Annotated in this window: 18 protein-coding genes; 7 read left to right on the forward strand and 11 right to left on the reverse strand. The window is 62.8% G+C overall.

The window, feature by feature from the left end; all coding sequences use genetic code 11:
• Positions 1 to 102: 102 nt before the first annotated feature.
• On the reverse strand, positions 103 to 1,788 hold the full coding sequence (locus E1956_RS30245; RefSeq protein ID WP_134756144.1) for an arylsulfatase: 1,686 nt from the start codon (positions 1,786 to 1,788) through the stop codon (positions 103 to 105).
• A 72-nt stretch (positions 1,789 to 1,860) separates the two neighbouring features.
• Positions 1,861 to 2,232 carry a response regulator gene (locus E1956_RS30250; RefSeq protein WP_134756146.1) on the reverse strand — a complete coding sequence of 124 codons (372 nt, stop codon included), beginning with the start codon at positions 2,230 to 2,232 and terminating at the stop codon, positions 1,861 to 1,863.
• Between the two features lie 410 nt (positions 2,233 to 2,642).
• Here E1956_RS30250 and E1956_RS30255 point away from each other — a divergent pair, with 410 nt between their 5' ends.
• The 3 genes from E1956_RS30255 (at position 2,643) to E1956_RS30265 (ending at position 4,537) form a co-directional block, all read left to right on the forward strand.
• Positions 2,643 to 3,416 carry a DUF2092 domain-containing protein gene (locus E1956_RS30255; protein WP_134757896.1) on the forward strand — a complete coding sequence of 258 codons (774 nt, stop codon included), beginning with the start codon at positions 2,643 to 2,645 and terminating at the stop codon, positions 3,414 to 3,416.
• A gap of 4 nt (positions 3,417 to 3,420) precedes the next feature.
• The gene (locus E1956_RS30260; RefSeq protein WP_134756148.1) at positions 3,421 to 3,909 is read left to right on the forward strand and encodes a hypothetical protein; all 489 of its coding nucleotides are present in this window, start codon (positions 3,421 to 3,423) and stop codon (positions 3,907 to 3,909) included.
• Between the two features lie 109 nt (positions 3,910 to 4,018).
• Positions 4,019 to 4,537: a hypothetical protein gene (locus E1956_RS30265; protein WP_134756150.1), complete on the forward strand. Its 519-nt coding sequence runs from the start codon at positions 4,019 to 4,021 to the stop codon at positions 4,535 to 4,537.
• Between the two features lie 382 nt (positions 4,538 to 4,919).
• Here the strand turns inward: E1956_RS30265 and E1956_RS30270 are convergent, their stop codons facing one another.
• Together E1956_RS30270 and E1956_RS30275 are read right to left on the reverse strand one after the other, a co-directional pair.
• Positions 4,920 to 5,291, reverse strand: a complete 372-nt coding sequence (locus tag E1956_RS30270; protein WP_134756152.1) for a hypothetical protein — start codon at positions 5,289 to 5,291, stop codon at positions 4,920 to 4,922.
• Between the two features lie 13 nt (positions 5,292 to 5,304).
• A complete protein-coding gene (locus E1956_RS30275) occupies positions 5,305 to 5,643 on the reverse strand; it encodes a hypothetical protein (protein ID WP_134756154.1) in 339 nt (112 codons plus the stop codon).
• A 181-nt stretch (positions 5,644 to 5,824) separates the two neighbouring features.
• Between E1956_RS30275 and E1956_RS30280 the strand changes: the two genes are divergently transcribed.
• Complete coding sequence (locus E1956_RS30280; protein ID WP_134756156.1) at positions 5,825 to 6,520, forward strand: response regulator transcription factor; 696 nt, start codon at positions 5,825 to 5,827, stop codon at positions 6,518 to 6,520.
• A 32-nt stretch (positions 6,521 to 6,552) separates the two neighbouring features.
• Here the strand turns inward: E1956_RS30280 and E1956_RS30285 are convergent, their stop codons facing one another.
• Positions 6,553 to 8,010 carry an ATP-binding response regulator gene (locus E1956_RS30285; RefSeq protein ID WP_167760167.1) on the reverse strand — a complete coding sequence of 486 codons (1,458 nt, stop codon included), beginning with the start codon at positions 8,008 to 8,010 and terminating at the stop codon, positions 6,553 to 6,555.
• 87 nt (positions 8,011 to 8,097) lie between these two features.
• Between E1956_RS30285 and E1956_RS46350 the strand changes: the two genes are divergently transcribed.
• Both E1956_RS46350 and E1956_RS30290 read left to right on the forward strand, forming a co-directional pair.
• Positions 8,098 to 8,370: a hypothetical protein gene (locus E1956_RS46350; RefSeq protein WP_167760168.1), complete on the forward strand. Its 273-nt coding sequence runs from the start codon at positions 8,098 to 8,100 to the stop codon at positions 8,368 to 8,370.
• A gap of 481 nt (positions 8,371 to 8,851) precedes the next feature.
• Positions 8,852 to 10,492, forward strand: a complete 1,641-nt coding sequence (locus E1956_RS30290) for a tetratricopeptide repeat protein (protein WP_134756160.1) — start codon at positions 8,852 to 8,854, stop codon at positions 10,490 to 10,492.
• Between the two features lie 9 nt (positions 10,493 to 10,501).
• Here the strand turns inward: E1956_RS30290 and E1956_RS30295 are convergent, their stop codons facing one another.
• The 6 genes from E1956_RS30295 to E1956_RS30320 all read right to left on the reverse strand — a co-directional run bounded on the left by E1956_RS30295 (position 10,502) and on the right by E1956_RS30320 (position 23,612).
• Positions 10,502 to 15,292, reverse strand: a complete 4,791-nt coding sequence (locus E1956_RS30295) for a GMC oxidoreductase (RefSeq protein WP_134756162.1) — start codon at positions 15,290 to 15,292, stop codon at positions 10,502 to 10,504.
• A gap of 28 nt (positions 15,293 to 15,320) precedes the next feature.
• Entirely contained in the window at positions 15,321 to 18,623 is a 3,303-nt protein-coding gene (locus E1956_RS30300) for a hypothetical protein (RefSeq protein ID WP_134756164.1), read from the reverse strand.
• Positions 18,624 to 19,045: 422 nt separating this feature from the next.
• A complete protein-coding gene (locus tag E1956_RS30305; RefSeq protein WP_134756166.1) occupies positions 19,046 to 19,504 on the reverse strand; it encodes a (2Fe-2S)-binding protein in 459 nt (152 codons plus the stop codon).
• On the reverse strand, positions 19,411 to 21,807 hold the full coding sequence (locus E1956_RS30310) for a xanthine dehydrogenase family protein molybdopterin-binding subunit (protein WP_134756168.1): 2,397 nt from the start codon (positions 21,805 to 21,807) through the stop codon (positions 19,411 to 19,413). The genes E1956_RS30305 and E1956_RS30310 overlap by 94 nt, the downstream gene beginning before the upstream one ends.
• Positions 21,808 to 22,074: 267 nt before the next feature.
• Complete coding sequence (locus E1956_RS30315; RefSeq protein ID WP_134756170.1) at positions 22,075 to 22,839, reverse strand: ParA family protein; 765 nt, start codon at positions 22,837 to 22,839, stop codon at positions 22,075 to 22,077.
• A gap of 128 nt (positions 22,840 to 22,967) precedes the next feature.
• A complete protein-coding gene (locus E1956_RS30320) occupies positions 22,968 to 23,612 on the reverse strand; it encodes a dihydrofolate reductase family protein (RefSeq protein WP_134756172.1) in 645 nt (214 codons plus the stop codon).
• A 230-nt stretch (positions 23,613 to 23,842) separates the two neighbouring features.
• Here E1956_RS30320 and E1956_RS30325 point away from each other — a divergent pair, with 230 nt between their 5' ends.
• A complete protein-coding gene (locus E1956_RS30325) occupies positions 23,843 to 25,141 on the forward strand; it encodes an NAD(P)/FAD-dependent oxidoreductase (RefSeq protein WP_134756174.1) in 1,299 nt (432 codons plus the stop codon).
• Positions 25,142 to 25,147: the final 6 nt, after the last annotated feature.

The raw sequence follows: 25,147 nt of genomic DNA on the forward strand, positions 1-25,147 counted from the left end.
TATTCAGAACGACACAAAAGACAATGCGGACAACCGGCGTGCCGCCCGAGCGACACCGCCAGTCATCCGCACCAGTAACGCTATTCGCTACGGCGCAGTCCGTCAGTTCCCGCTCGGCATGGGAATGTTGAAGCCATTCTTGCTGAGCTGATCGCGAACGTACTGGAAGCGCTCATATTGCGAAAGCGTGATCGGTCCCGAGTACGCCTCGCTTTGCGCCTTGCGAGGCGGATACTGCACGTACGTCTTCATGAGAGCCTTGATCGCGCCCGCGAATGCCGGAATCGTCCAGGTGTGCTCCGTGAAGTTGTTCATGTAGATATCGTAGCGCTCCTGAGGATCCTGCCAGAGGTCGAAGACCTGAGGCACCGTCGCGACATAGCTCTCGGGCCCCTTCCAGCCCAGGTTCGTATCGACCGCGAGACCGCCAGTCGCCTCGCCGCCGTCGCCGCGCAGGTTGAATTCCGCCTTGAACCGGCCAATACGCACGGCGCCCGGAGAGAGCTCGTTCTCGGTGAAGTAGAACCACTCGTTGCGCTTGCTCTTGCCCGTGCCGAACAGAACCGGCGTCATGTCGTAGCTGTCGAAGATGATCGGCTTGCCCTCGCGATCGTTCTTGGGCAGATCGATGCCCGCGAGCTTCGCGAAGGTCGCCATGAAATCGAGCCCGCCCAGGATGTCGTAGTTTCTCTGGTGAGGCTTGATCTTGCCGGGCCACCACGCAATGCAGGGCACGCGTGCGCCGCCTTCACGGTCGGTGCCCTTGGTGCCGCGAAACGGCGTATAGCCTGAATCCGGATACACATCCTGCCACGCGCCGTTGTCGGTCGTGAAGATCACGAGCGTGTTCTTGTCGAGGCCCTTCTCGCGCAGCTTGTCGAGCACACGGCCTACGCGCGCGTCGAGTTCGACCATCGAATCCGCGAATTTGGTCTTCGCCATCGACTTGCCGATGTAATCCGGATCCGGCAAGTTGGGCTGGTGGACCTTCATGAAGTTGATGCTCACGAAGAACGGCCCGCCCTTCTTCGCGGCTTCGTCGATATCGTCGAGCGACGCCTTCTCGATGTAGCGGTCCAGATACGGAATGCCAACGACGCCCTTGTTCGGGGTATCCACGTACTCGCCACTGACCTTGAACTCCTCATGCGCCTTCTGTCCGGCCTTGCCCGAGAGCATGCCCTGCGTCACCTTGGCGAACATCGCCCGGGTCTGCGGATCCATGTCGGGGAACCATTTCGGATCGGAATATGTATAGGCGTTCAGGTGATAGAGGCCGACATATTTCATGTCGTCGTAGCCCTGGGCATTGGGAAGCGCATAGTCCGACTCGCCGAGGTGCCACTTGCCCGTGAAGTACGTGTTGTACTTCGCCTGCTTCAGAACGGACCCCAGCGTCCATTCGGCATGCGGCAACCCTCCACCCTGCCCCTGGAACGTCACCGTCGTCATGCCGCTGCGGTTCGGATTGCGACCCGTCTGCATCGCCGCGCGCCCCGGGGTGCAACTGGGCTGCCCGTAAAAGTCGAAGAAGGTGATCCCTTCGTCGGCCATGCGGTCGAGATTGGGCGTGGGAATGCCGCGCCCCTCACCGCCGCCATAAACGCCAAGATCGCCCCAGCCCACGTCGTCGGCCACGATCAGCACGATGTTCGGGTGCGCGTTCTGCTGCGTGTCTTTCTGCGCGTGCCCGTTCACCGCCAGAGCCAGCAGCCCGGCTGCGGCCAGTGCGTAAGGCGCCCGCTTGACGGGCTTGGCAAGCCGCCACCAGCGTGATTCATTTTTCATGTGTTTCCCCTTGTTATCGCTCGAATTAATGCCGGGTTGTTACCGTCTTGAATGCCTGCATGACACCGATGCTCAAGGCGGACCGCTCATTGCCTTCATCACTTCTTCGATCAGCGCGTCGCCAAGGAACGGTTTGGTCAGCAACGTGTGCCCCCCGGCGCTCTCGATGGCACGACGTGTACGCCCCCCTTCAAAGGCCGTCATGAATACGGCGGGGGGCCGTGGCGCATGCAAGGTTCCATAGAACGCCGGCCCCGAAAGCCCCGGCAGTTGCACGTCGATGACGAGGCAGCGCGCCGCCGATGCCCATTCGAAAACATGAGCGTCCTCGGCGCTGTGGAACGATCGCGTGCGAAAGCCCGACAGCCGGAGCAAGCGCTCGACTGCGCGCCGCAGGCTGTAGTCGTCCTCCACTATCACGATGAATTGCCGCTGCTCGTCCATGTGCCGCCCACGTAGCTATTTGCCGAGTGTCGAGCAGATGCATGTGCGGCACCATAGGGAAACGGGGAAACAGGCCTTCACCTTCGGGCAAAAAACAACGTGCGCGATCCAGTGCCAACGCGCTCCGGTGCGCCGCGCGAAATCATGGCCGTGAAACGCTGGCCGATCTGCTACGCATAGACGCCGAATGGCTCAATTGGCGTTAGCGTCGCGCAGAAACGTAAAGCTCTCCATAGGGGTTCGGGGCAACCTCATTTCCCCTTTGGGCAATATCGGGCAGAAGCCTTCCCTTTACCGATAGCGGCCATTACATTACGCACTGAAACTGCGCTGCCCAACACCGCCACGCGCGCGCCGCGACGGCGCTTTCGCGTTGTTGAAGCCACTCGTTCACACGCATGGAGAATATGATGAAGAGAAGGGTTTCATGCATGCTCATGCTGGCCGCGACATTTGTCACGCCGCATGTTTTCGCGCAGGCCTCGGCGCCGGTTGCGGCGAGCGCCGTCACCAATCCGGTCGATCCCGCCGCGGTCGCCGCGCTGCAGAAGATGGGCGCATACCTGCAGTCGCTGAAGCGTTTTAGCGTGTCGACCGAAGTCACTGGCGAGCGCGTGCTGGAAGACGGCCAGAAACTGCAGCACACCGCGACGGCCAAGCTCGACGTCGACCGCCCGTACAAGATTCGCACCGTCCTGTCGAGCTCGCGCAGCGAGCGCGAAATCATCTTCAACGGCAAGGAAGTCACGCTGTATACGCCGGCGCAAAAGTATTACTCGACGGTTGCGCTCGACGGCACGATCGCCACCTTGATCGACAAGCTGCACGATAACTACGGCATGGAATTCCCGCTGGCCGACCTGTTCGTCTGGGGCACGCCCAACGCGCCAACCGACCAGTTCGAATCGGCCATGTATGCCGGCCAGGACTATATCGGGTCGACGCTGTGCGATCACTATGCGTACCGCCAGAAGGATCTCGACTGGCAAATCTGGATCAGCACCGGCGCGAATCCGCTGCCGCACAAAATCGTGATCACGCGGCGCGATGACGACGCGCGGCCGCAGTCCGTGTCGATTCTCGACTGGTCGACGCATGCTGCGTTCAACGACTCCGAATTCACGTTCCGGCCGCCGGCGGGTGCGAAGAAGATCGAATTCGTTCCTGTCACGAACAAGGGGTAGGCCCATGAAGAACGCCATCAGGCACATTCCCACCCGTCTCATCGTCGCGGCTGTCGTGGCCTGCATGACCCTTGCCGTCCCGCCTCTTGCCAACGCGGGACGCGGCGGCGGCAATTTCCAGCGGGGCGGCGGCGGTGGCGGCGGCGGTGGCCGCGCGCAGATCAACAACTCGCGCGCCGATGCCCGCACGAACAATGTCCGGAGCACGAGCGTCAACAACGTCAACCGCAACACCAACATCAACACCAACCGCAACGTCAACGTGAACGTGGACAACCACGGCGGCTGGGACAACGACTATCACCCGGTTGCCACGGCCGCCGCCGTCACGGCCACGGTGGCCGTCACGTCCGCGGTGGTGGGTTCCATCGTCCGCTCGGTGCCGTCGAACTGCGTGCCGGTGAACTACCGCGGCATGATGTACCAGCAATGCGGCAGCACCTGGTATCAGCCACAGGGGTCGCAGTACATCGTGGTCAACGCGCCGTATTGATGTCCTCCCCCGTTGCCGCCCGCGTACAGGGCTGGTGAGCGCCGCTGCCGTGGGTCACTGCCCGCGGCAGCGGCGCGTTTGCGACTATCGCCGATCACTGGAGGGCACCATGAGCAAGTTCACGGAAAAAGTGAAGGAAGAATTCAAGAAGGTGCTGCCGCCGACGATCTTTTTCTTCGTCATCCTTCATATCGTCGCGTTGATCCGCACGCTGATGGTCAAGGAGACCGGTGTCGCCCTGCCCACCACGGCTTCGATCCTGCTCGCCTCGCTGATCCTTGGAAAGTCCGTGCTGCTTGCGGACATGCTGCCCTTCATCAATCGCTTTCCCGACAAGCCGCTGGTCTGGAACGTCTCCTGGAAGACGCTGATGTACACGCTGGTCGCGCTCGTCATCCACTATCTGGAAGAGCTCTACGACTACTGGAAGGAGGCGCACAGTCTGGCCGCCGCCAATCACGAACTGCTCACCCATATCAGCTGGCCGCGCTTCTGGGCCGTGCAAATCCTGCTGCTCACGTTGATCTTCAACTACTGCGTGATTGCCGAACTCGCACGGGCGCTTGGCAAAGGCCGCCTCAAGGCGATGTTCTTCGGCCCGTTGCCCTCGTCGTCAGAGCGTCCGTAGCATTCACGTTTAATCACGGCATCCTTCGGGTGACGGGCTTGACGGAATCTCCCTGTTCAAACGGATAGGTAGGCGAGATTGAGAGGCCCGCCCATAATCTTTCCAGAGGGTAGCTCAGCACTCCTCTTGTCTCCTCGAATCATTTGCCCGCCGTGTGCGGGCATTTTTTCTTCTACGACACCTTGCGACGCGTCCCCCTGATCGCGCTTGCCCTCGAAGTCAGCTTCCGCACACAACAACGTGGTCGAGCGCCACGCGTCGAGCCCGTTACATGTTTCAACTTGACGACATCCGTAACGCACTGCCCGAACGGCAGTGACTCCGCTTACCAACGACTCGCGATTCCCCGTCGCGTCCGTTGGTGAATGAGCGGCCCCTCGCACTAACCCGTAGTGGCAAATCGATCCAGCAAACACAACAACCGACGCTCCTGATCGCGCAAGATACCCGGTGTGGAACGGAGTTCGTGCACGCGTTGGTGCCAGTAACGCACACCGAAAATCGCCATCGCCTTGTCCGCGCCGATTGCCTTTTCGAGGTGAGCAATGGCGTCGTCCAAATTGTGGATGGTGTAGGGACTGTGCGGTCTCCGCCGCGTTTCGGTCCCCGTTTCGGACCCGGTTTCGGTCTCGGTCTCGGCCTTGGTCTCCGTCGCTGTCTTTGCAGTCGCACGAATCGTGTTCTCGCGCCCTTGCGCCTTGCCCCCCGGCGGGCTCGGGTTCTTGCGAGATGGATTTTCGGGTATCGAGCTCATGGCCGCTGATCGCTCACTCATTACCGTCACGCACTTTCCGGCGCTGCGCGACGGACTCCAGCAGCTTCAAGGTGCTGCAGAAGCTCCGGTCGACCTGCAGCGTCCAGCGGTTCTGTTCATAGGCGGCCCAGGCCTGGACGAGGATTTCGGAAATCTGCACGGGCAATCTCACGCCACTCGACTCGATGCGGCTCATGAGAACCCATGCCCAAAGGATGTCTTCCACGATGTGGGCTTGCAGCTCCGTCACCCGCTCCGGCTCCGGCTTGCGCCGGCGAAAGTGTGTCTCGTCTGCCGATGCACTACGGAAGATGTTCAGCAGGCTTTTCAAGTCGGGGTGTAGCGAGCGCATGGTGGCGTCCCTCGTCGTCCGATCTGCAACGACTCCATCGTGCGCGGCCCGGGGTTCGGCGAAAACCGGCCATAGCGGGGGAGAAACGCCTCCGGAAGACGGCCCCAAAAGCGTCCCCCGCTATGGGGGGATCGCACCCCGAGCGAATACGGGTACGATGGTCTCGACTGGAGAGGTGCTGATGGACAACCTGTATTTCCGCCACGTCCTGCTTGTGGAGGATGAAGGCCTGACGCGGATCGCGATGAAGAGCCTGATCTTGACGTCGGAGCCGACGCTAGATATCGACGAAGCCGGCTCGTACGCGGCCGCCGTCGAGCGTTTGCGCAATAAACCCTACGATCTGGTTTTTCTCGACTACCAGATCGGCGACGACCACACCGGGCTTGACCTGCTGCGCTGGCTGCAGGAAAACGAGCGCGCCGCGCATGTGGTCATGCTGTCCGCCCAGGACGATCGCGAGACCGTGCTGGAGTGCATCAAGCATGGCGCCGGCGGCTTCATCTCGAAGGCCAGCGAGGAAGGCGGCGCGGTGTTCCGGGAAGCCCTGCAGACGATCCTGAATGGCCGTGTCTACCTGCCCAACAGCGTGCTGGGCAAGGGTGGCCATACCCCGCAGCCGCCAGGCCCGAGCAAGGGCATTCCGATCGACTCGCTGAACCTGCCGCCGCGCCTCGCGCAAACCTTGCGTTTTCTGCTGCAGGGCATGTCGAACAAGGCCATCGCGCGAAAGATGAATATCACGGAGAACACCGCGAAGGAGTACATCAGCGACCTGCTGAGCCGCTTCAACGTCTCGCGGCGCACCTTCCTGATCGTCGAAATGGCGCGCCGCGGCATTGAGATTCCCACCGTGGCGCACGACACGGCGGCGTAGGTCGCAAGGCCTGTCGACGCCAATAACAGGCCCTACGCCTGGGCGGGCGCCTCCGTCAATTCGAGCATGCGCGCAATCAGCAGGTCGGGAGACAGCGGCTTGCTGAGCACGCAGCGCGCCGGCAACACGCCCTGCGTGCTGACCCCGGCCTCCCCCGTCACCACGAGGCACGGCACGGGCCGCGAAAAGTGCTCGCCCAGCAGACGCACGACGTCGCTTGCGGTCGATCGTTCCGGCAACCGGTAGTCGCTGATGACGAGGTCGGGCACGCGCTCGATCTCCGCCAGCAAATCGCCGAGCTCGGCCACCGAGCGAACCGAATCGAACAACACGCCCCAGCGCGCGAACAGCGCCTCCATCGACGCGCGCACGAGGCTGTCGTCCTCGACCAGCAGCACGTAGAGCCCCCGCAGCGAGGCCGGCGACGATGCCGAATCGGCGGGCGCGATCGCGGCGTCCTGGAGCGCAAAGGGATCGGCCACCGGCATGCGGACCGAGAAACGCGACCCGCGTCCCACGATCGACTTCAGTTCGAGGCGGTGGCCCTCGAGTAGCGACACCACCGCGTTCACGATCGACAAACCGAGTCCGAGCCCCTTCTCGCGGTCCCGCTCCGGGTTGCCGATCTGCACGAACGGCTGGAAGATCGCATCCCAATGCTCCGATGCGATGCCGATGCCGTTGTCGAGGACGTCGAGCCGCACATAGTTCGGCATGCGCACCACGCCCACGAGCACGGCGCGGCGGCCCGTCTTCGACGGGTCCGCATACTTGATGCCGTTCGAGATGAGATTGCTCAGCACGCGCGGAATCCAGTCGGCGTCGGTGCGCACCCAGGCGGGTTTTTGCTGCGCCTTTCCATAGCGCAATGTCACGCCGCAACTCGCGGCGAACGGTGCGAGTTGCTCGACCGTCTCCGCGGTCACGCGGCTCAGGTCCACGCTCGTGTAGTTCGGGTTGACGTGACCCGATTCGAGCTTCGAGAGGTCGAGCACCGCGTTAAAGAGGCGCGCGGTCAGGACCGACGCCTTGCGCGCCTCGCCGATCAGCCTGCTCGACGCTTCGACGTCGCGCGCAAGCAGCGCTTCGTCGGCGGCGGCGAGAAAGAGATTGAGCGCATGCATGGGCTGCCTGAGGTCATGCGCGGCGGCCGCCAGAAAGCGCGATTTCGCCCGGCTCGCCTGCTCGGCGGCTTCGCGCTGCTGCTCGCGCAAGGCGATCAGGGCTTCCGACTTGGTCTGCTGGTCGCGCCGCGCACGCTCGAGGTCATGATGCTTTTGCGCGAGCGCCGAGTTGACGACTTGCAGCGTGTCGTTGCTATCGGCAAGCGCCTGGACGGCGACGTAGCGGTCACGCACATGGCGCTCGGCATTCACGTTGACGCTATGGCCCAGAACCGCCACGTTGAGCAGGTAGAACATGCCCGCCGCGAAGTTCTCTGCCTCGACCGCCTGAGTGAGCAGTTGCGCCACAACGATTGCGGCAATCACACACACGGCCAAAATCAGTGTCGCCTTGGCTCGCAGGCGAAGAAAACCGAATTGGTAGAAAAGAATTAAATAAAAGCCGACAAAAAAATGCGTGAAATTGAATGGGCGTGGCGCGAGAAAAGTTTGGATCATCAGGCACAGACACATGAATGCCAAACCCGACAGCAAGATCCAATGTGCCACCCGATCGCGATAAAAGGCGAGCCTGAAAGCCAATACGATACCCACGGTCGCGCCAAGCGCACCGGCGCAACGGAATGCGAAAACCTCGGGAAAATATGGCCGGAACACTGGACTGGACCGCGCGAGGCTGATTTCCCAGTAGCCGAAACACACCCAGATCAAGGTTCCGAGCACTAGCGCCGCACGGCGGAAGTCGGCAAAACGTTGGCCATAGTCTTCCGTAAAGGCCTGTTCGCGCTGCGGATCCTCGAACCGGGCTGGCCAGCACAGCAAGTCGACGAGCCACGCACGAACCGCAGCCGGTACCGGCGAGTGCTTGAGGAATTTCGACTCCGTCTCAGACTGAAACCTGAACATGTTCATCGCATCTCGCCGGTATGCCCGCTGGCCTCGCGAAGCAGGGAGCACGTCTGGCGCTCAGGCGTGCCAGTCCATTCTAGGATCTGTTGGCCATACGAACAATCAACGTCCGCCAGCGGCAGAAAATGACGGGTAAAACCAGACTGTCAATGCCGGCCAGTTGGTGCGATGCCAACGTTTTTTTCACGCCCATGGCCTGGCCTTCACACATTGCGTGGCGTGACAACGAACGATACGAATGGCACGGACCGTGCATTGATGCCTCGCGCAATGGCAAATGCCGTCCGTGGAGTCGAAAATGAGCTTCTCTATCCAATCGTTTGGCCTGGGTGTCGCGCTTCCCCTGGTCGTGGTCGGCGCGTACCAGATCTTTGGCGAGCCGGCGACGCTGGTCCAGCCCATTCAGGTGTCCGATACGCTAAAGAAAAGCGGCTACACGGAGCAGGCTCTGCAAAACATGCTGGTCGACGCCCTGAGCGAATTGCGCACGACGGCCAAAAGCGTCACGCCCCGCTCCCCGGACACCGAGGCGGTGCTGACCGAGTTCAATCTCCCGGACTTCTCCGTGCCCGGAACGGGGCTTTCGCTGCGCTCATTCGTCGAGTATGCGCGCGATTTGCTCGAGCTCGACTCATCGGTTTATGGAAGCGCGACGGGTGCGCCGTCCGGATTTTCCGTGGATCTCACCCTTCGCGACGCGCAAGGCGAGTCGCTCTCGATCCATCAAACGATAGCGAACAATGCGTCGCCCGTGCGCCGGCATGGCGAGAAACCCGCGAGTGGATCGAGCGCCCCCCTCGTCATGGAGGAAACGCTGCGGCGTGCCGCCATGCAGATACTCGAGCGCCAGAGCCCCCTGCTCTATGCCGATAACCTTCTGCATAGCCAGCAAGACGCCTGCTTTTCCGATAGCGCGAAGTGCGACTTTCGCGAAGTGCGCAAGCGCTATGAGGAGATCGCCGTCGATGGCGGGAAAAAGCCCGATGAGCCCGAGAGCAAGACGGCCTGGGCCATGCCGATTCTGGTCGCGCTCCACTTCGCGAAAGTCGGCCAGAAAGTGGCGAATTCGAACAGCGATGCCGCCCTCGCGGAACTCATGCTCTCCAAGATCGACGATTTGACCGGAGACTACGCAGGCTCCATTGGGCGCACTCGCGTCATTCGCGAGAAAAGCCAAAACGATAAATCGTGGGCAAAGGTCCTGCCCTGGGCGTATTACAACTGGGGGGTCGCGCTGAACGATCTCGGCTGCTACGAGGCCGCTGCAGAAGTCCTCACGCAAGCCGCCAGCGAGAATCCGGATTATGCGCCCGCGTATAACGCACTCGCGCGCGCCTACAACGCGCTCTCGGAAACTAGCGTGCGCGCCGCCACGGCCTCCCCTTCGCTCACGGATTATCGCGAGAAAGCGCGCGAGGCAGCCACGATAGCCGTGCAACTCGATCCCGGCTATCAAGAGGCCTACGTCAACCTGGGCGACGCCTCGTGGCCTTTGCTGGCCCCGTCCGCAGATCCAGAAACAAAAGCCGCTTACGACGGCGACGAAAAGCAGGCGCGCGAGGCCTATGAGAAAGCCGTAGCACTGAACGTGGATTCGGCTGGGCGTGCGCGTCAGCAGCTCGCCCTGATACCGGGCACCGTCGACGCAAACATGGGGCTCATGACGAAGAAGCGGCCGGAATGCCGCCCGGGCTTGCCGCGCTCGCTCCTCGAAGCGTCGGGCTGCAGCGACGCGCAGATTCGCGCCGGAGCCAACCGTGGAAGCGAGTTCGCCACCGCCCTGCCGACCGGCGTGCCGAATACGCCCAACGTATGCAATCAACTGGGGCTGCACCCGCGTGAAACTAGCCCGATGAAGCCGCTGCAAATCACCGCTACGTCAATCGATGTCGAAAGCGCGAGCCACAAGCCCGCGCAACGGCAACGCGATAGAGGCTAAACGGCCGGGTCAGCTTTCGGGGCGCTTCCCAAACAGGCTCATCCCCGCGCAATAGCCCAGCTCGCGATAGGCTTCCCATTGGCTGTCGTTGAAGAACTGGTCGACCGTGGTCTCCTGGGGAAAAGCAGTGAAGGTTTCCGCGTAGGTGCTGACGTCGTTGGGCGGCCCGATGCCGATACTCGGCTTGACGTACAGCAGCCAGCTCGGGCGGTCCGGCTGGTTCGTGTAGGTGATACAGGCAAGCGCGGCGCAACGCGGGCCATCGCGCTTCAGTTCGGAGAACGCGCCAATCGCTTCCGGGTCTAGCAGCAGCTTGATCCAGTCCGGCAGTTTCGGCTCGTTCGCCCCGCGCTCGAAGGCGCTCCAGCCGAATTTGCGGCGTGGAAGCTTCGCGCGCACGGCGCGCGGATCGAGCCAGGTGATGGTGGCGCAAAAGTCGTAGCGCACCTGCCTCGTCAGCAGTGCGAGCGAATCGAAGCAGTAAGTCGGGTCGGCGCCCGCGTCGACGGCCACGATCAAGGGAAGCCGGCGACGCAGCAGCTCGTAGATGCCCGTGTTGTCGAAGTGACCGCCATCGCTCAAGTACCACATCTGCGCGGAAGGCCCCTCGAAATAGGCGCGCCATTCGTCCAGCAGCTTTGCTTGCAGGGTGAAGAGCGCCGAAGGCAGCGACTTGAGCCGCCGCCAGAGCGCCGGCGGATAACGCCCCGGCCGCTCGCCCGCGGCGATGCCGCTGTTCCACCAGTAGCCGATCCGGAAGTTCAACAGCCCAAGCAGCAGGGACTCCGCGAGCTTCGTGTTGCGGCCGAGGCCGGTGGTCGCGGCAGCGCCCGAAATGGCCATCCACTGGCCGAGGCTGAGCCGCTCGACACTGACCGGGCCGCCGTCGGCTCGTGCAAGGGCGTGGAAGTCGTTCGGATTCGGGCCCACTCGCACAGGGACGATGGGCGCGGCGCGCACGGGTGTCTGCTTCGCGTCGCGCGCCCCCCAGAGCGCGTGAAACCGCCTGCCCGCGCTGATGCCGGCAGGCCCGACGCACATCGGCATGCCCTTGTCGTCGCGCAGTTGATTGCCGGAGAGCGGATCGACCGTGTTGTTCAGGCAGGTGCTGATCAAGTGCAGCGGGCCGCCATGGCGCTCGGGATGATATTCGTCGAACGGGACGTCGTCGCCCAAATCGCTCACGCCCACCGGCACAGGCTTGCTGACGCCGGGCGGATTCACGCGGGCATCGTTGGAGGCGCCCAGATAGGTGCGCACCAGCTTTTCCGCGTAGCTGTGCTGCAGGGAAGACAAGTTCAGAAAGAGCAGCGCACGGCCTTTCACGGCCGAAATGAGCAAGGCGGCAACCACGCAGAAGCGCGCGGTGGTCGTATCGAGGCTGAAGGCCAGATAGACCAGCAGATCCAGGAACAGGAACAGCACGAACGCCAGCGTGAACGCGATGAGGGCGAGCAGCACATCCTGCACGATTCCACCCACGAAGGTCTGCCCCTGGTCCGGCGCGGGTGTCGCGGCCTTTTTCACCTCGCGCTTCAGCACGCTAGCCGTGATCCCTCGCAGCAAGACCAGTACCGGAGCGATGCCGGCCATCGACCAGTTTATCGCGCGCGAGCCGCTCGTCGGGAGGGCTTGCGCGAGCGTATCGACCACTACGAACAACGCGCTCACGGCGAACCCGAACAGCGCCGCGCCGAGCAGACGGGTCAGCCGGTTGCGTATGACGGTCGTGCCGTCCTCGGGCTGCGCCGTGCCGGGATCGATCGGCGGCGCATTCGTACCGGGCGGCGGGGGGTTGGCAAGGAGCAGCCCTGCTGCTTGCTGCTCGAACCACGCGAGCAGCAGCACAGCGAGCGCGACGGCGCTCCAGGTTTCGATGTCGTGCAGCGTCAGTCCGTAGATCGCGCATCCGAGCATCACGATCCACAGGATGAACGGCATCCACGGCCGCCAGTCGCCATGCGGGCGACGCATCATCGTGAGCCAGTAGCCGATGGCAGGCGGCAGCACGCCGAGCACGAAGAGCCAGAGCGGCAGCCACCACCAGGCCGAGAGCGTCACGCCGTACCATTGCGGCGGCGCGGTCTCGCACACGGGCGAGAGGGTGCTGAACGACGAACAGCCGAGCACGAACCAATGCAGCGCGCCCAGCACGCCAAACAGCAGCGCGCCGATCCAGACATGCACCGCCGCGAGGTTGCGCAGGATGACCGCGATGTCGAACAAGGTGTCGTGACGGCCGCCGCCCGCGAGATACTGGGCGTTGTAGCGCAGCCACTGGATGGTTGGCGAACCGAGATTCGTGAGCGTCCTTTCCACGCGGTCCACGGGCATCTGGCGTTCCTGCTCGGGCATCTCCGTAAACAGCTTGCCGAGAAATGAGCCGATATAGCCGCCGCCCGATATCGAGGACATGAAGTCGATATCGCGCAGACGCCGCGTTTTCGCGAGCGCCTGCAGCACGCCGAGACAGAAGGTGGCGCTGCGCACGCCCCCGCCCGACAAGGCGAGGCCGACCGTATCCTCCGGCAGCCGCGCGGGATCGGCATGGGCCGGCTCCTCCCATTCGGGCCGGGCCGAGCGGCGGCGTGCGCGCACCGCGCCCGCTTCGACCGCCTCCAGCGCGCGGGGATAATTCTCCGAGTCGGCCAGCAGCACGTCGGCGGCCTTCTCGCTGATCATGAAGGTAGGCGTCACGATGAAATAGCCCGGAATGCGCGGAAAGACCGAAGTGTCGACGATGCGCAGGCCCTCTACCCCATGCACGCGGAAATTGCTGTCCACCACGGCATACGGGTCCTGCAGGTCACGCGGATCGGCGCGCCACGGATCGTGGCCGATCCGGCAGGTGCCGCACGCGTGATGCCCCCACGCTTCGTTCTTGATCCACTGACGCAAGGTTGGCGAGTAATCGGGTTTATCGAGGCCGGGCTGGACTTCGCTGGTGAACGCGGATACCCGGCGATTGGTCTCGCGTATGTGCTGGATTGCGTCGCAGAGGGCATCCACGTCGCTATTGCAGTCCTGCGCGCCCTCGCTCGTGTCGTCGAACGAGTGAAAGTTGATTTCCGGCGTCGCGAATGGATCGTTGCTGCGCAGGCGAACCTCGCCGTTATTGTTGTTGGTGTAAGCCTTGAGAATCACCCAGCTCCACAAATTGCGCGTCGTTTCGTTCGACGACATGTTCCGGCACAGCAATTGCCGCGAATAGTCCCAGTAGTAGCCCCGGAACGCGACCGGCAAGCCAAAGATGAACAGGTCCGGGTCGCTGCGCACGCAGGCGCCGCTCGTGGACGACATCATCATGGCGAGCGCGCCGCCGTTGGTGGAGTAAAGGCCGCTCTGGTCGGTGAGCCACTGGCGCAGCATCGGGTCATTGGCGTCGCCCGGATCGAAGGTCACGCCGTCGAGGGTGGTGAACGGCGCGCGCGCCTCGCTGATCACGCTGACTTCATAGCGGTCCTGAAGATTTTGGCCGACGCCCGGGAGAGGCACGACCTGGGCGACTGTTTTTCCGTCACGGCCGCACGGCCCCATCACTTCCATGCCGCGCAAATGCGCCGCGTCGCCAATACCGCTCAGCATCAGCAGTTGCGGCGTGTTGAATGCGCCGCCACAAACAATCACTTCGCGGCGCGCGAACACCTGTAGATCGACGGGTGCCCCATCGTCGTCGCTGCCACACCTGGGGCTGGCCGCGTACAGATACGGTCCGATGCGCACTTCCACGCCTATCGCCCGCGGCACGCCGTTGCCGCCCCGCTCGAACACGATCCGCCTGGCATGCGCCGGGTTCAGGATCGTGAGCCGGTCCGGGCACTCGGCCTTCACGTTCAGCAGATGGTCGCGCAGGCCGCAGCGGCGCTTGCCGTCGGTGCCGATCGAGATCAGCGAAACATGGGCGCGGCTCTGGATGTCCGGCGAGCGGACATTGGGGTCGAGGAACTGCAGGATCTGAAGCCGAAAGAGCGCAAGGCTGAACATCCGCGCCGCGCTGCGGTTTTCGAGCGAGGCGAGCACCACGTCCTTGAGCACGCCGAGAAACGTGCGGTCGCCACGGGCGATGTTGGCGATCACCAATGGGTCGATGAAACTCGTCTTCTGCCAGCCCGCCGAACCGTGTCCGCCGGGATCGAGCTGCCCACGCGGATCGAGCACACGTGCCAGCCATTGCAGAAAGTCGAACACGTGCCCCAGCGTTCTTTCCGCGAAGGTCCGGTAGACCGCGTAGTAAAGGCAGTTCTCGATTTTGGCGAAGTAGCCCTGCATGTTCTGCGAGCGCCACGAATCGTCGCCGGTGAATTCGGCAATGTGGTCCCAATCGGCGTCGTTCGGGCGAATGATGATCATCGCGTGATGCGAGGTGCAGCCGCCAATGGCTGCCGCGCGCGGATAGAAGATGCCGCCCGGCTGCTGATCCGGCGCTGTCGCGGAGGGGTCCTTCGCTTCGTTGTATTTCGAGTCGTTTTGCTGTCGCGCCGTGCTCGTGTAATGACGCACCGAAAATTCCCAGCTCATGTCCGGGTCTTCGGTCGCGCTGGCATGGAAGGCCGGCACCGCATACACCTGGCGCATCTGCTGTTGCGCGAGGTCCGGCGCGCCGCGCGTCATCGGCTGCGCTTGCGCTTCGGGCTGCGCGATGGCGGGATCGGTGCCGGCCTCGATCAGCAGCACGCGGCGCCCGTTCAACGCGAGCCGCGCGGCGAGCGGGCCGCCGCCCGCACCCGATCCCACGATCACATAGTCGAAGGGCGTGGTTTGCGGGTCCCTGGCTTTCCACAGCGGATCATCGGGATTCATCGCGGCTCCGGTGGACGAAGTTGACGAGTCAGAGCGTTTCGAGGAAGGCCTTCAGTTGCCGCTTTTCGTCGTCGGTCAGCGTCTGGGCGAACCAGTGCCCGCGGTCCAGCACGAAGTCGGGACACTTGCTGGCCTTGAGCAGCGCCGGGCCGGCCTCGCGCTGGAATTCGTCGAGCGCCTTGAAGCTGCCGTCCTTCGGGTCGTCGCGGCGCACCAGCAGCACCCCGCGCAGGAGGCCAGAGACCGCATGGAGGAGATCCACCGTGGGCGCGTCCGGGTCGATGTTCATGAGGAGATTCACCGGCGTGCCGCGCGGAATGGGGCCGATGTCGATGCCGATCAGGCGCCCGTCGAGGAGCGCCTTCCCCAGGCCGCCCATGGCGGCGAACGCCACGACGCTCGCAACGAAGAACGCGCGCGCCGAGCGCTGCGCATTGGGGAAACGGAAGAACGCCGCCGCAAACACAAACAGAACAAGGGGAATGAGCCACAGCCACCAAAAGACCGTGTCCACGCCTGTAACGCGCAAAACAGTCGCCAGCACCGCCGCGAGCAAGGCGAGCAAACCGCCGGCAAGGCGAGGTTGCCCCACGAAAATCAGCACGAAGGCGATCAGAGCCAGCACCACCCACACATAGATGAACAGAAACGATGTCAAACGCTCGCCCAGAATGCCGCTGACGAGCGGCTTGATGTATCTCGGCGCGAAATCGATATAGGAATCCTTCGTTGTTCTATAGATAAAGCCGATGTCCCTGAAGCCCGGTTGATCGGCCACGCCCGCTGCCGCGAACGACTGGCGGAAATCGCCGCGCAGCGCACTGCATTCGAGACTCTGGTCGGCCGGGTGTTCGTGGCAGAACGCCTCCTTTTGCGCGGGATACACGTTCACGAGCCGCGCCGCGCCATACGCGGGCGTGCCGATGACGGCCCGCTTGCTGTTGTTGAACAGCTTGTCGATCGCGTCGTCGTACGCCTCGAGCCGGCCCTTGACGGACGGATCGCGGTTATAGATGCCGAGCGCATTGTTGTGCAGCAATGGCGCCGTCGCCCAGACGCTGACGAGCGAGGCGGGCCGGTAGTAGCCTGGGCCGCCGCCGGGGGGCGCATATTCGTCGTTGTTCCCCCACTTGTCGACGGCGCTCGTTTTCCTGAACGGATTGTAGAAGTGGACCACGCCCACGGCTGGCAGCGACTTGTACGTTTCCGACGAGAAGTTGTCCCACACCTGGCCGCGCATTCCGTTGGTGCCCACGGCGCGCTGAGAATTCGTGCCGACGAGCGTGATCGGTATGCGCACATCCGTCGAAAGATAGTTATCCTTCTCGAAGAAGTCCTGCCCGCCGTTCGGCTGCGCCGCAATGTATTTCTGCAGCCGGTCCACATAGGCGAGCCAGGGCGCGCTCAGCTTGAACGCCTCCCAATCGGCGAAGTCCATCGGCAACGTGATGCCACCCGGCGCGTCCGCGTTCGCGGTGCGCCAATCGCGGGAAAACGTGATTTGCAGATTGGGCGGCTGTTTGCTCGAATGGCAAATCGCGCAATTGCGAATGAATACGTCGCGGCCATTTGCGCTATCGGCCTGATTGGCGTTGATTCGCGCGAGCCCCTCTTCGGTCGAGGCGAGTTTCATCGGCTGGGAGATCGTCGCGCCTGATTTCGTGACGTACGTGAACAAGTTCTCCAGCTCTTCCACGCGGAAGTGTTCGGTCGTATTCCAATAGACCGATTTGGCCTTGATGGTCGCGATATCGAACGGCCGCTGCGCCGTGAAGCCGACAATCGTGTTCTGCACCCTGCGCCACTGCTCCGAGTAGGCGCCGATGTTCAGATACACGCGCAATAGCGCGCCTTCGATGCCGATGCTGTCGGCGCCGTCGAGCAACACACGCGGCGTGTGGCGCGGATCGAGCGTGAAAAGCGGCGCGTCCTCAATGCCGCGCAGCATCAGGTTGCTCTTGCTTTGCTCCTCGGGCGGGTTGATGGCGGCGCGGGCAAGGCGCGCATTCACTTCAAAGATCGCGTTGATCGTGTTCGGATTGTTGATGTGGTCCGTGGCCACGAGCGAGGTGTCGATGGTCCCGGGCTGCTGGCTCGCCACGAACTGCCAAAGGAAGCTATCGGGCGTCTTCAGGTTCGTGAAGGCGTTCGAGGGCAGCCAGTACTGGTTGCCGATCATGCTCGATAGATCGCCCCACTCGGGATGCTCCAGATCCTTGGGCGACGAGAGCGGATGCGGGCCGACATGGCAGAACGAGCATGCCATGCTGACGCGAAACGGCCGGATGAGCAAAGGGTCCGCGTGAAAATCCGCGTCCTTGGGATCGGTCGAGTAGTAGCGTTTGCCCTGATCGCTGACGACCTGCTCGTTCCAGTGCTCGCGGGCTTGCTTCGCGGCCGGCGACTTGCCGAAGAAGTCCGGATTCGGCCATAGCCGCAGACCCACGACGCCGGAGGGATAGCCATAGACGAGCGGGTCGACGCCGTCGTTGCCGAGCTGAGCGATGGCCTGGTCATAAAGCGTCTGAGCCTCGGGGTCAACCTCGAAAAACGTCTGGTGGTGATGCGCCGGGTCGTTGGGCATCTTCACCGGCTCCACAGGCTTGCCGTCCGCGTCGACGTCGTTCGCCGGCGCATGCATTTTGACTTTGTCGCCGTCGGGTCCGTCGATATAGAGGCCGAGGCCCGTCATGGGCGTGTCGCGTTCGACCATGCCGGGCTGGTTGATCAGCCCGCCATCCCTGAAACGATGGGCGCGGTTCTTCGAATTGAGCAGGACGAGAAAGTCCGCAATGCCGTAGCCGTTCTCCTGCACCCAGCCCCAGAAAGCCTCGTTGCCCTCGCCCCACAGCATCCAGGTGTTCTGCCCCATGATGGCGGAGCGCGCGGTCGGCGGAACACTGTGTCCGTCGAACCAGTCCATGGGGCGCGGCGTGCGATCGTCGCCGATGACGACTTTGTCGACCTCGCTGAAGAGATTGCGCGTTTCCGTCGGGAAGCATTGTTCGTTGCGCGGGAACAGGCGCACGCCTCGGGCGGTGACCGTGGCCCCGGCCTCGTCGGGCGGGGCGTTCTTGTCGATTTCGCCATCTGGCTGCGCATCTTTGGAAGGCGTGGGGACGGTCGACGCGGCCGGATAACGCTTGATCGCATTCGCCAGCTCCGCCGCTGCGGCCTCACAGGCCGCCTTGGCCGACGACGCCGCCGATTTGCACGCATCCTCCTTTGACGTCGCCGGCGCGCAGCTCGCCGATGCGCACGCAACCGGGGCCGATGCCGCCGTTCCGGCAGCATTCGCCGGGCTCCATGCCCACAGGCAGGCAGCACCCATCAGGAAGCTAGCTATTACGCATGGCGAAAGCCTATGCCGACGCGCCAGCATGCGCGATTCGCTTCGTGAACTGAACAGTGAACGCATGATCGCCCCTCCCCTGAAGGTACGAAACCCAAGGAGCAATGGCTACTGTGTAACTGCCGCAAAGCGAGGCGCCGTGGTGCGCATTGCCGGCACGCTTCGACCGCGCTCGCGAAGCATTCAATACCGGCTCCCGATGGCGAGCAGTCGAACCTGCTCGTGCACCGATGTCATTTGCACACCCCCGGTGACGGTGAGGACAATATAGGCGACGCTTTGCGAATGTCAATTTGGTTACATGAGTTTCGAATCCTTTTCAATGCAATCCCAACGATTACGCTGAAGCCAAAATGCATGTTCGTTATCGAAATAGCGCACTAATCCGCTCGCACGGACAATCACGGCCCCAGCGACTGCGCCGCTGCGTGGATCGCTTTGCGTATGCGAGGAAACGTGCCGCAGCGGCATGCAATCTCCTTCATGGCATCGTCGATATCGGCATCGGTCGGATGGCGATGACGATAAAGCAATGCCGTCGCGGCAATCAATTGAGCGCTTTGACAATAACCGCACTGGACGACATCGTATTCGAGCCACGCCTTCTTCAGCGCGCGTGCTTCCGCGCTATCGAGCCCTTCGATGGTGACCACATGCGCCTGGCCAATTGCCGACAAGGCTGTCTGGCAAGCCGGCTTGGCGACGTTATCGAGCAAGACCGTGCAAGCGCCGCACACGCCAATGCCGCAACCGAATTTGGTCCCCGTCAATTGGTGCTCGCAACGGAGCGCCCAGAGCAACGGAGTGTCTGCGGGAGAATGCAAGACGACATTTCGCCCGTTAATACTGACTGACACCATATATCACCTCCGCAAGGAACCGGCGGCTCAATAAGAGGAAGGTGCCGCGTGCGCTCTCCCGTGAGGGCAAAGAGCGCATTCGCTACGGCAGGCGCAATGGGCGGCGTGCCCGCTTCGCCGACGCCCTGTGGCTCGGTGCCCAACTGGAGCACTTGTATGTGAATCTCAGGGCAGGTCGACATATTGACGAGCGGAAAATCGGGAAAATACCGCTGCTGCACCTGGCCGTTCACAATGGTGACGCGCTGCTGCAAGGCGGCCGACAGCCCGAAAATAATGCCGCTCTCCATTTGCTGCTCGACGAGATTCGGGTTGATCGCGATCCCGCAATCGATCACGCAGTAGACCCGCGTGACCCGGAAACAGTCGTCGAGCTTTTGCACTTGCGCCACCTGGGCGACCACGCTGCCGAACGATTCGTGCATCGCCATGCCGCTGGCCGTGGTTCCGTCATGCCGCGCCAGGCTCTGCCACCGGGAAAAGGCCATCAGTGTCCGCAGCACTTGCGCGTGCCGCTGGTGCTCGGGCCTTTTCAGCATGTTTAGCCGGAACTGGAACGGATCCTTGTGCGCGGCCGTCGCCATCTCGTCGATAAAGCTTTCGACAAAGAACGCATGCAGCGAATGCCCGACCGAGCGCCAATTGCCTATTGGTATCGGCAGCGACACGGTATGGTGCGTGACGCCCATGTTCTCGCATTCGTACGGCTGATCGAACGCGCCCTCCGCACTGGTGACGTCCTTGACGATGTCGAAGACGATCTTTGGCGTGCCAAAGGCGCGTGGCAGCGCTTCCCGATTGACCGACTGGCTGGCCGAATCGTTCTTCCAGGCGATCAAGTTGCCGTCCGGACCGAGCGCGCCCGCGAATCGCGATACGCATGCGGGACGATAGAAGTCATGCGTCGTGTCCTGCGCGCGCGGCCAGATGGTCTGCACCGGGCGTCCCTTCGCATGCAGCGCGATCGCCGCCGCCTGGACGATATAGTCGACTTCGAGCCGGCGGCCGAATGCGCCGCCCACGAGGCACTGATGCACCTGGACCTGGTCTTCGTCCAGTTTCAGGAACTTCGCCACGGCCGTTCGCGCCGCCATGGGGATCTGCGTGGAGACCCAGATCGCCGCTTCGCCGTCCTTGACCTGAGCCGTGCAGTTGATGGGCTCCAGCGCCGCATGCGCGAGATAGGGCGCTTCGTATTGCATGCTCAGCGGCTTCGATTCCTTGAGCACGCTTTCGACATCACCCTTCGCGTAGAAAATCTGGGCGTCCGCGCCGTCGTTCAGCGCCCCGTTCAAGGTTGCGAGAATGTCCGCATCGCTGATCTTCGCCGCCGGTCCGTGATCCCATGTACATGACAACTGGCAGAGCGTGCGCATGGCGATGAACGGATTCTCGGCGATGACCGCAACGCCCCCTGTGCCGCCGTGGTAGGCATCGACCGTGAAAATGTCATGCACGCCCTCGGTATTCTTCACCTTCGAGCTGTCAAAGCCGGTCGCCCTGCCGCCGAGCGTCGGACACATCGTGACGCTGGCGTAGAGCAGATCGGGCGGGAGTGCGTCGATGCCGAAGCGCGCGGAGCCATCGATTTTCGATTGCGCCTCGATGCGCTTGAAGCGCTGGCCGATCATCGTGAACTGCGATTGATCCTTGAGCGGGACGTGGGTGGGAGGCTGCTCGAGCCTGGCCGCTTCAACGAGCTCGCCGAACGACGCCGATCTTGCCGGGCCCCAAACCACGCGACCCGCGCGTGCTTCGCATTCGTTGACGGGGGCTTGCCACGCCTTTGCGGCCGCAGCGCAAAGCATGACGCGAGCCGATGCCCCGGCTTCGCGCATCGGCTTCCAGAGGTCGACGATGCTCGTCGAGCCGCCCGTCACCATCGTGCCGGCGAAGCGCGCGAGAAAGCGCGCGCTCTCTTCTTCGCTCTGAGCCGTCCAACTATGATCGTCGGGGCGTATGGCCAGCGCATGCGCGATGTTTTCGCGGTTCGTGTAGAGCGAGTCGATGGGCGCCTCGACGACACGGACCTGGGACCAGTCCGCGCCCAGCTCCTCTGCCAGCAACATCGCAGCGCCGGTATGGATGCCCTGCCCCATCTCCGCCTTGCTCATGACGATCGTGACATGGTTGCCGGTATCGATCATCAGCCAGCCATTGAGCGCGACATTGCTGCCGGGCGTATCGAGCGGCTTCGCAGGAAGCAGCCTGCCTTTGGGTGGCAGTACTGACCATCCGATCGCGAGGACGCCCAATCCCGCGACACTCGCACCGCCGATAAGAAAGGTTCTGCGCGCCAGCATGACATCGTCCACCGAATGTTCTTACTGCGAATGAAAGTCGGCGCAGGCCGAAGCCTGGAATTTCACGTTGCAGCTTGCCTTGCTAGCGAGCGATATGCGCGTTGCCGCATCAATGCGCTTATTTTTCCGCTTCTTTAATCACCTATATTAGTCACTGGTTCGGGCGATTGCGAATTCGAAAACCATTCGGCCAGGTGTAGCGATCGCTGAAAAAGAAAGCGTCGGCGGTACAGGACAGGAAGGTATGCAAACGGGCGCGCAACACCGCTATGCGGCCAGCTCGCGATGCAGGGCTCGATATTCCTGCGCAAGCTTGTGCCCCGGATCGAGATGAACGACCGGAACGGACTGTTGATGGGACTCGCGAATCTTCACCGAAGAGGACAGCCGCGAAGCCAGCACCGGCAAGCCTTCACTGACGAGCTCTTCGATCAGTTTTTGCGGCAGGCTCGCACGCGGCTGAAACTGGTTGATGACAATGCCCTCCACCTCCAGCGCGGCATTATGGTCCTGCTGGATCTCCTTCACGTTTTCCAGCAACGTGTATAGCGCGCGCCGGGAAAAGTCATCGCAGTCGAACGGAATCAGGCAACGCTCGACGGCGATCAGCGCGGAGCGGCTGTAGAAGTTCAATGCAGGCGGCGTGTCGATGTAAATCGCATCGTACATGTCGAGCTCGTTGAGCGCATCGCGCAGCTTGTAGATCTTGTAGCGCGACTCCAGCTTGCCGTGCAAGGTGTCCAGATCCGCATGCCCGGGCATGATGTCCAGGTTCTCAAACGGTGTCGGATGAATGAACGAGGTCACTTCCGGGGGCCGGAAGCTGAATGTCAACGCGGTTTCAAAGAAGCCGGCTACAGTGGGATGCGTCTCGCTGGCTCGCGCGCCGAGCAGGTATTGCGTTGAATTCGCCTGGCCATCGAGGTCGATGACCAGCGTGCGCATGCCTTCGCTGGCGCTCACGGCCGCCAGGTTACAGACGATTGTCGATTTACCAACGCCGCCTTTCTGATTGAATACAACACGCCGCATGCTCGCCCCTTGAACGCAAATTGGCCCAAAGGCAGCAGCTTACCTGAACATTATTGCTGGCTGATGGCCATCAGATTGGGGCCAGTACCGGTCGTGAGGCAGCGGCAGGCTTTCGCAGACCGCCGCGTTCATCCCCGCCGCAGAACGACGTGCGCCGCTTTTTCGGTGCTCACGTGCTCCACGCATCGATAGCCCAGCTCGACCATGTCCATATCGGCGAACAGGCGCTCACCCGACCCGAGCAGCACCGGCGAAATCGCAATGTGCAACTCGTCGATCAGCCGCGCCCTCAAATACTGCTGAATGACCGCCACGCCGCCGCCGATCCGCACGTCCTTGCCGTTTGCCGCCACCTTCGCACGCTCGAGCGCGGCCTGAATCCCCTCGGTGACGAAGTGAAAGACCGTGCCGCCCTCCATCACGATCGATTCACGGGGGTAATGTGTCAGCACGAAAACGGGGACGTGGTAAGGCGGATTCGCTCCCCACCAACCCTTCCAGGTATCGTCCGGCCACGGCCCGCGCACGGGTCCGAACATGTTCCGCCCCAGAATCCACGCGCCGACGTTTTCGAAGCTGCGCGCCGCGAAATCCTCGTCGATCCCCGTGGATCCGCCCTCCTGCCCGAACATGCGCTGGAACGTTCGCGTCGCGAATGCCCACTCGTGCAACGCCATTCCGCCAACACCAAGCGGATTCTCCAGGCTTTGCCGCGGCCCCGCACCATAGCCATCGATCGAGATCGAGAATGCGCTCACTTGCACTTTGCTCATCGCCACTCTCCTGTCGCTACAATTCCAGGGTTTGCGTAGCCGCCGGGCCTTCACGAGCCTTGCAGTATAGGCCGCGCCAGTCTCACGCGGCCGGCTCTGTCGCACGAACGAGCGGACTATTCGCGATGGCAGAATAGCGCCATCGGGAAACAGGCGGACTGTTTGCCAACGCGGCGCTCAGGAACACAAATTGCTCAGCCGGGCCACTGAATTTTTGGGAAGTTAGTGCAATGAACTCATCGAAAGGCGATTCGAGCCGGCCTGACGTGCTGATTATCGGCGGCGGACCCGCCGGCGCAACGGCGGCGGCCTTCCTCGCCATGAAAGGACGCGACGTCGTGCTCGTGGAGAAGGAAGCGCACCCGCGCTTTCATATCGGCGAAAGCCTGCTGCCACGCAACCTCGACATTTTCGAGCGGCTCGGCGTGCTGGATCAGGTGCGGGAGATCGGTGTCCACAAGCCGGGTGCGGAGTTCGTCTCGGACCGTACGGGCCGCAGCTGCGCGTTTCCGTTCGGCAACGCCCTGAATCGCGACCGTACGCACGCCTGGCAAGTCCGGCGTGCGGACTTCGACGCCGTGTTGTTCAGAAACGCCGTCGCGCGCGGGGCCCAATGCTTCGAGCGGACCCGTGTCACCGAAGTCAAGCTCGACGATGCCGGCGGGCGTCACGTCGTGTCCGCGCAGGACGAATCGGGCGCCACGCGCGAATGGCATCCGCGCTATGTGCTCGACGCTTCGGGCCGCGATACGTTTCTCGCGTCGCGGATGAAGGTCAAGACCTCGAACAAGTACAACAACACGGCAGCCGTTTATGCGCATTTCACTGGCGTAACGCGCCGGGAAGGCGAGCTCGCGGGCTACATCAGCATTCACCTGGCGGAGGATGGCTGGTTCTGGCTGATCCCCCTGCCCGGCGACATCATGAGCATTGGCTTCGTCGGCAATCAATCGGCATGGAAGGAACGCAAGGGAACGCCCGCCGAATTGCTGACCGAGCGCATTGCTTCGAGCCCGACCGTCGCGGCTCGCGTGCAAGGCGCGCAGCGCGTATCGGACGTCTACAGCACGGCCAATTACAGCTATCGCGCGCGCGAAGGCAACGGTAACGGCTTTCTGATGATCGGCGACGCCTACGGATTCGTCGATCCGATGTTCTCGACCGGCGTCTTGATGGCGATGACGGGCGGCGACCTCGGCGCCGAGGTCGCCCACGTCTGGCTCGACGATCCCGCGCGCGGGATGAAGCTTGCGCAAGCCGCCAACAAGGAATTGTCCGAGGCCATGGACCGGATTAGCTGGCTGATCTATCGCGTGAACGATCCCGTCATGCGCACGCTTTTCATGGAGCCGTCCAATCGCTTGTGGATGCGGGACGGCGTCGTCAATCTGCTGGCAGGAAATCTCCGCGGAAGCTGGCGCGCCGCGCTCCCGGTGATGTGCTTCAAGGCCGTGTATCACGTGCTCTCGGCATTGCACCGCCGTGGCGTCGAGATTGCGCTGCCGGAGATGCCCGCGCCCGGCGCCTGATTGGCG

It is taken from the genome of Paraburkholderia pallida (assembly GCF_004524855.1).
Classification (GTDB): Bacteria; Pseudomonadota; Gammaproteobacteria; order Burkholderiales; family Burkholderiaceae; genus Paraburkholderia; species Paraburkholderia oxyphila.

What these genes read in the sequence shown, in the direction of transcription:
- E1956_RS30245 (WP_134756144.1), bottom strand. Translation starts at nt 1,788, where the DNA reads ATGAAAAATGAATCACGCTGGTGGCGGCTTGCCAAGCCCGTCAAGCGG.
- E1956_RS30250 (WP_134756146.1), bottom strand. Translation starts at nt 2,232, where the DNA reads ATGGACGAGCAGCGGCAATTCATCGTGATAGTGGAGGACGACTACAGC.
- E1956_RS30255 (WP_134757896.1), top strand. Translation starts at nt 2,643, where the DNA reads ATGAAGAGAAGGGTTTCATGCATGCTCATGCTGGCCGCGACATTTGTC.
- E1956_RS30260 (WP_134756148.1), top strand. Translation starts at nt 3,421, where the DNA reads ATGAAGAACGCCATCAGGCACATTCCCACCCGTCTCATCGTCGCGGCT.
- E1956_RS30265 (WP_134756150.1), top strand. Translation starts at nt 4,019, where the DNA reads ATGAGCAAGTTCACGGAAAAAGTGAAGGAAGAATTCAAGAAGGTGCTG.
- E1956_RS30270 (WP_134756152.1), bottom strand. Translation starts at nt 5,291, where the DNA reads ATGAGCTCGATACCCGAAAATCCATCTCGCAAGAACCCGAGCCCGCCG.
- E1956_RS30275 (WP_134756154.1), bottom strand. Translation starts at nt 5,643, where the DNA reads ATGCGCTCGCTACACCCCGACTTGAAAAGCCTGCTGAACATCTTCCGT.
- E1956_RS30280 (WP_134756156.1), top strand. Translation starts at nt 5,825, where the DNA reads ATGGACAACCTGTATTTCCGCCACGTCCTGCTTGTGGAGGATGAAGGC.
- E1956_RS46350 (WP_167760168.1), top strand. Translation starts at nt 8,098, where the DNA reads ATGCGTGAAATTGAATGGGCGTGGCGCGAGAAAAGTTTGGATCATCAG.
- E1956_RS30290 (WP_134756160.1), top strand. Translation starts at nt 8,852, where the DNA reads ATGAGCTTCTCTATCCAATCGTTTGGCCTGGGTGTCGCGCTTCCCCTG.
- E1956_RS30295 (WP_134756162.1), bottom strand. Translation starts at nt 15,292, where the DNA reads ATGAATCCCGATGATCCGCTGTGGAAAGCCAGGGACCCGCAAACCACG.
- E1956_RS30300 (WP_134756164.1), bottom strand. Translation starts at nt 18,623, where the DNA reads ATGGGTGCTGCCTGCCTGTGGGCATGGAGCCCGGCGAATGCTGCCGGA.
- E1956_RS30305 (WP_134756166.1), bottom strand. Translation starts at nt 19,504, where the DNA reads ATGGTGTCAGTCAGTATTAACGGGCGAAATGTCGTCTTGCATTCTCCC.
- E1956_RS30310 (WP_134756168.1), bottom strand. Translation starts at nt 21,807, where the DNA reads ATGCTGGCGCGCAGAACCTTTCTTATCGGCGGTGCGAGTGTCGCGGGA.
- E1956_RS30315 (WP_134756170.1), bottom strand. Translation starts at nt 22,839, where the DNA reads ATGCGGCGTGTTGTATTCAATCAGAAAGGCGGCGTTGGTAAATCGACA.
- E1956_RS30320 (WP_134756172.1), bottom strand. Translation starts at nt 23,612, where the DNA reads ATGAGCAAAGTGCAAGTGAGCGCATTCTCGATCTCGATCGATGGCTAT.
- E1956_RS30325 (WP_134756174.1), top strand. Translation starts at nt 23,843, where the DNA reads ATGAACTCATCGAAAGGCGATTCGAGCCGGCCTGACGTGCTGATTATC.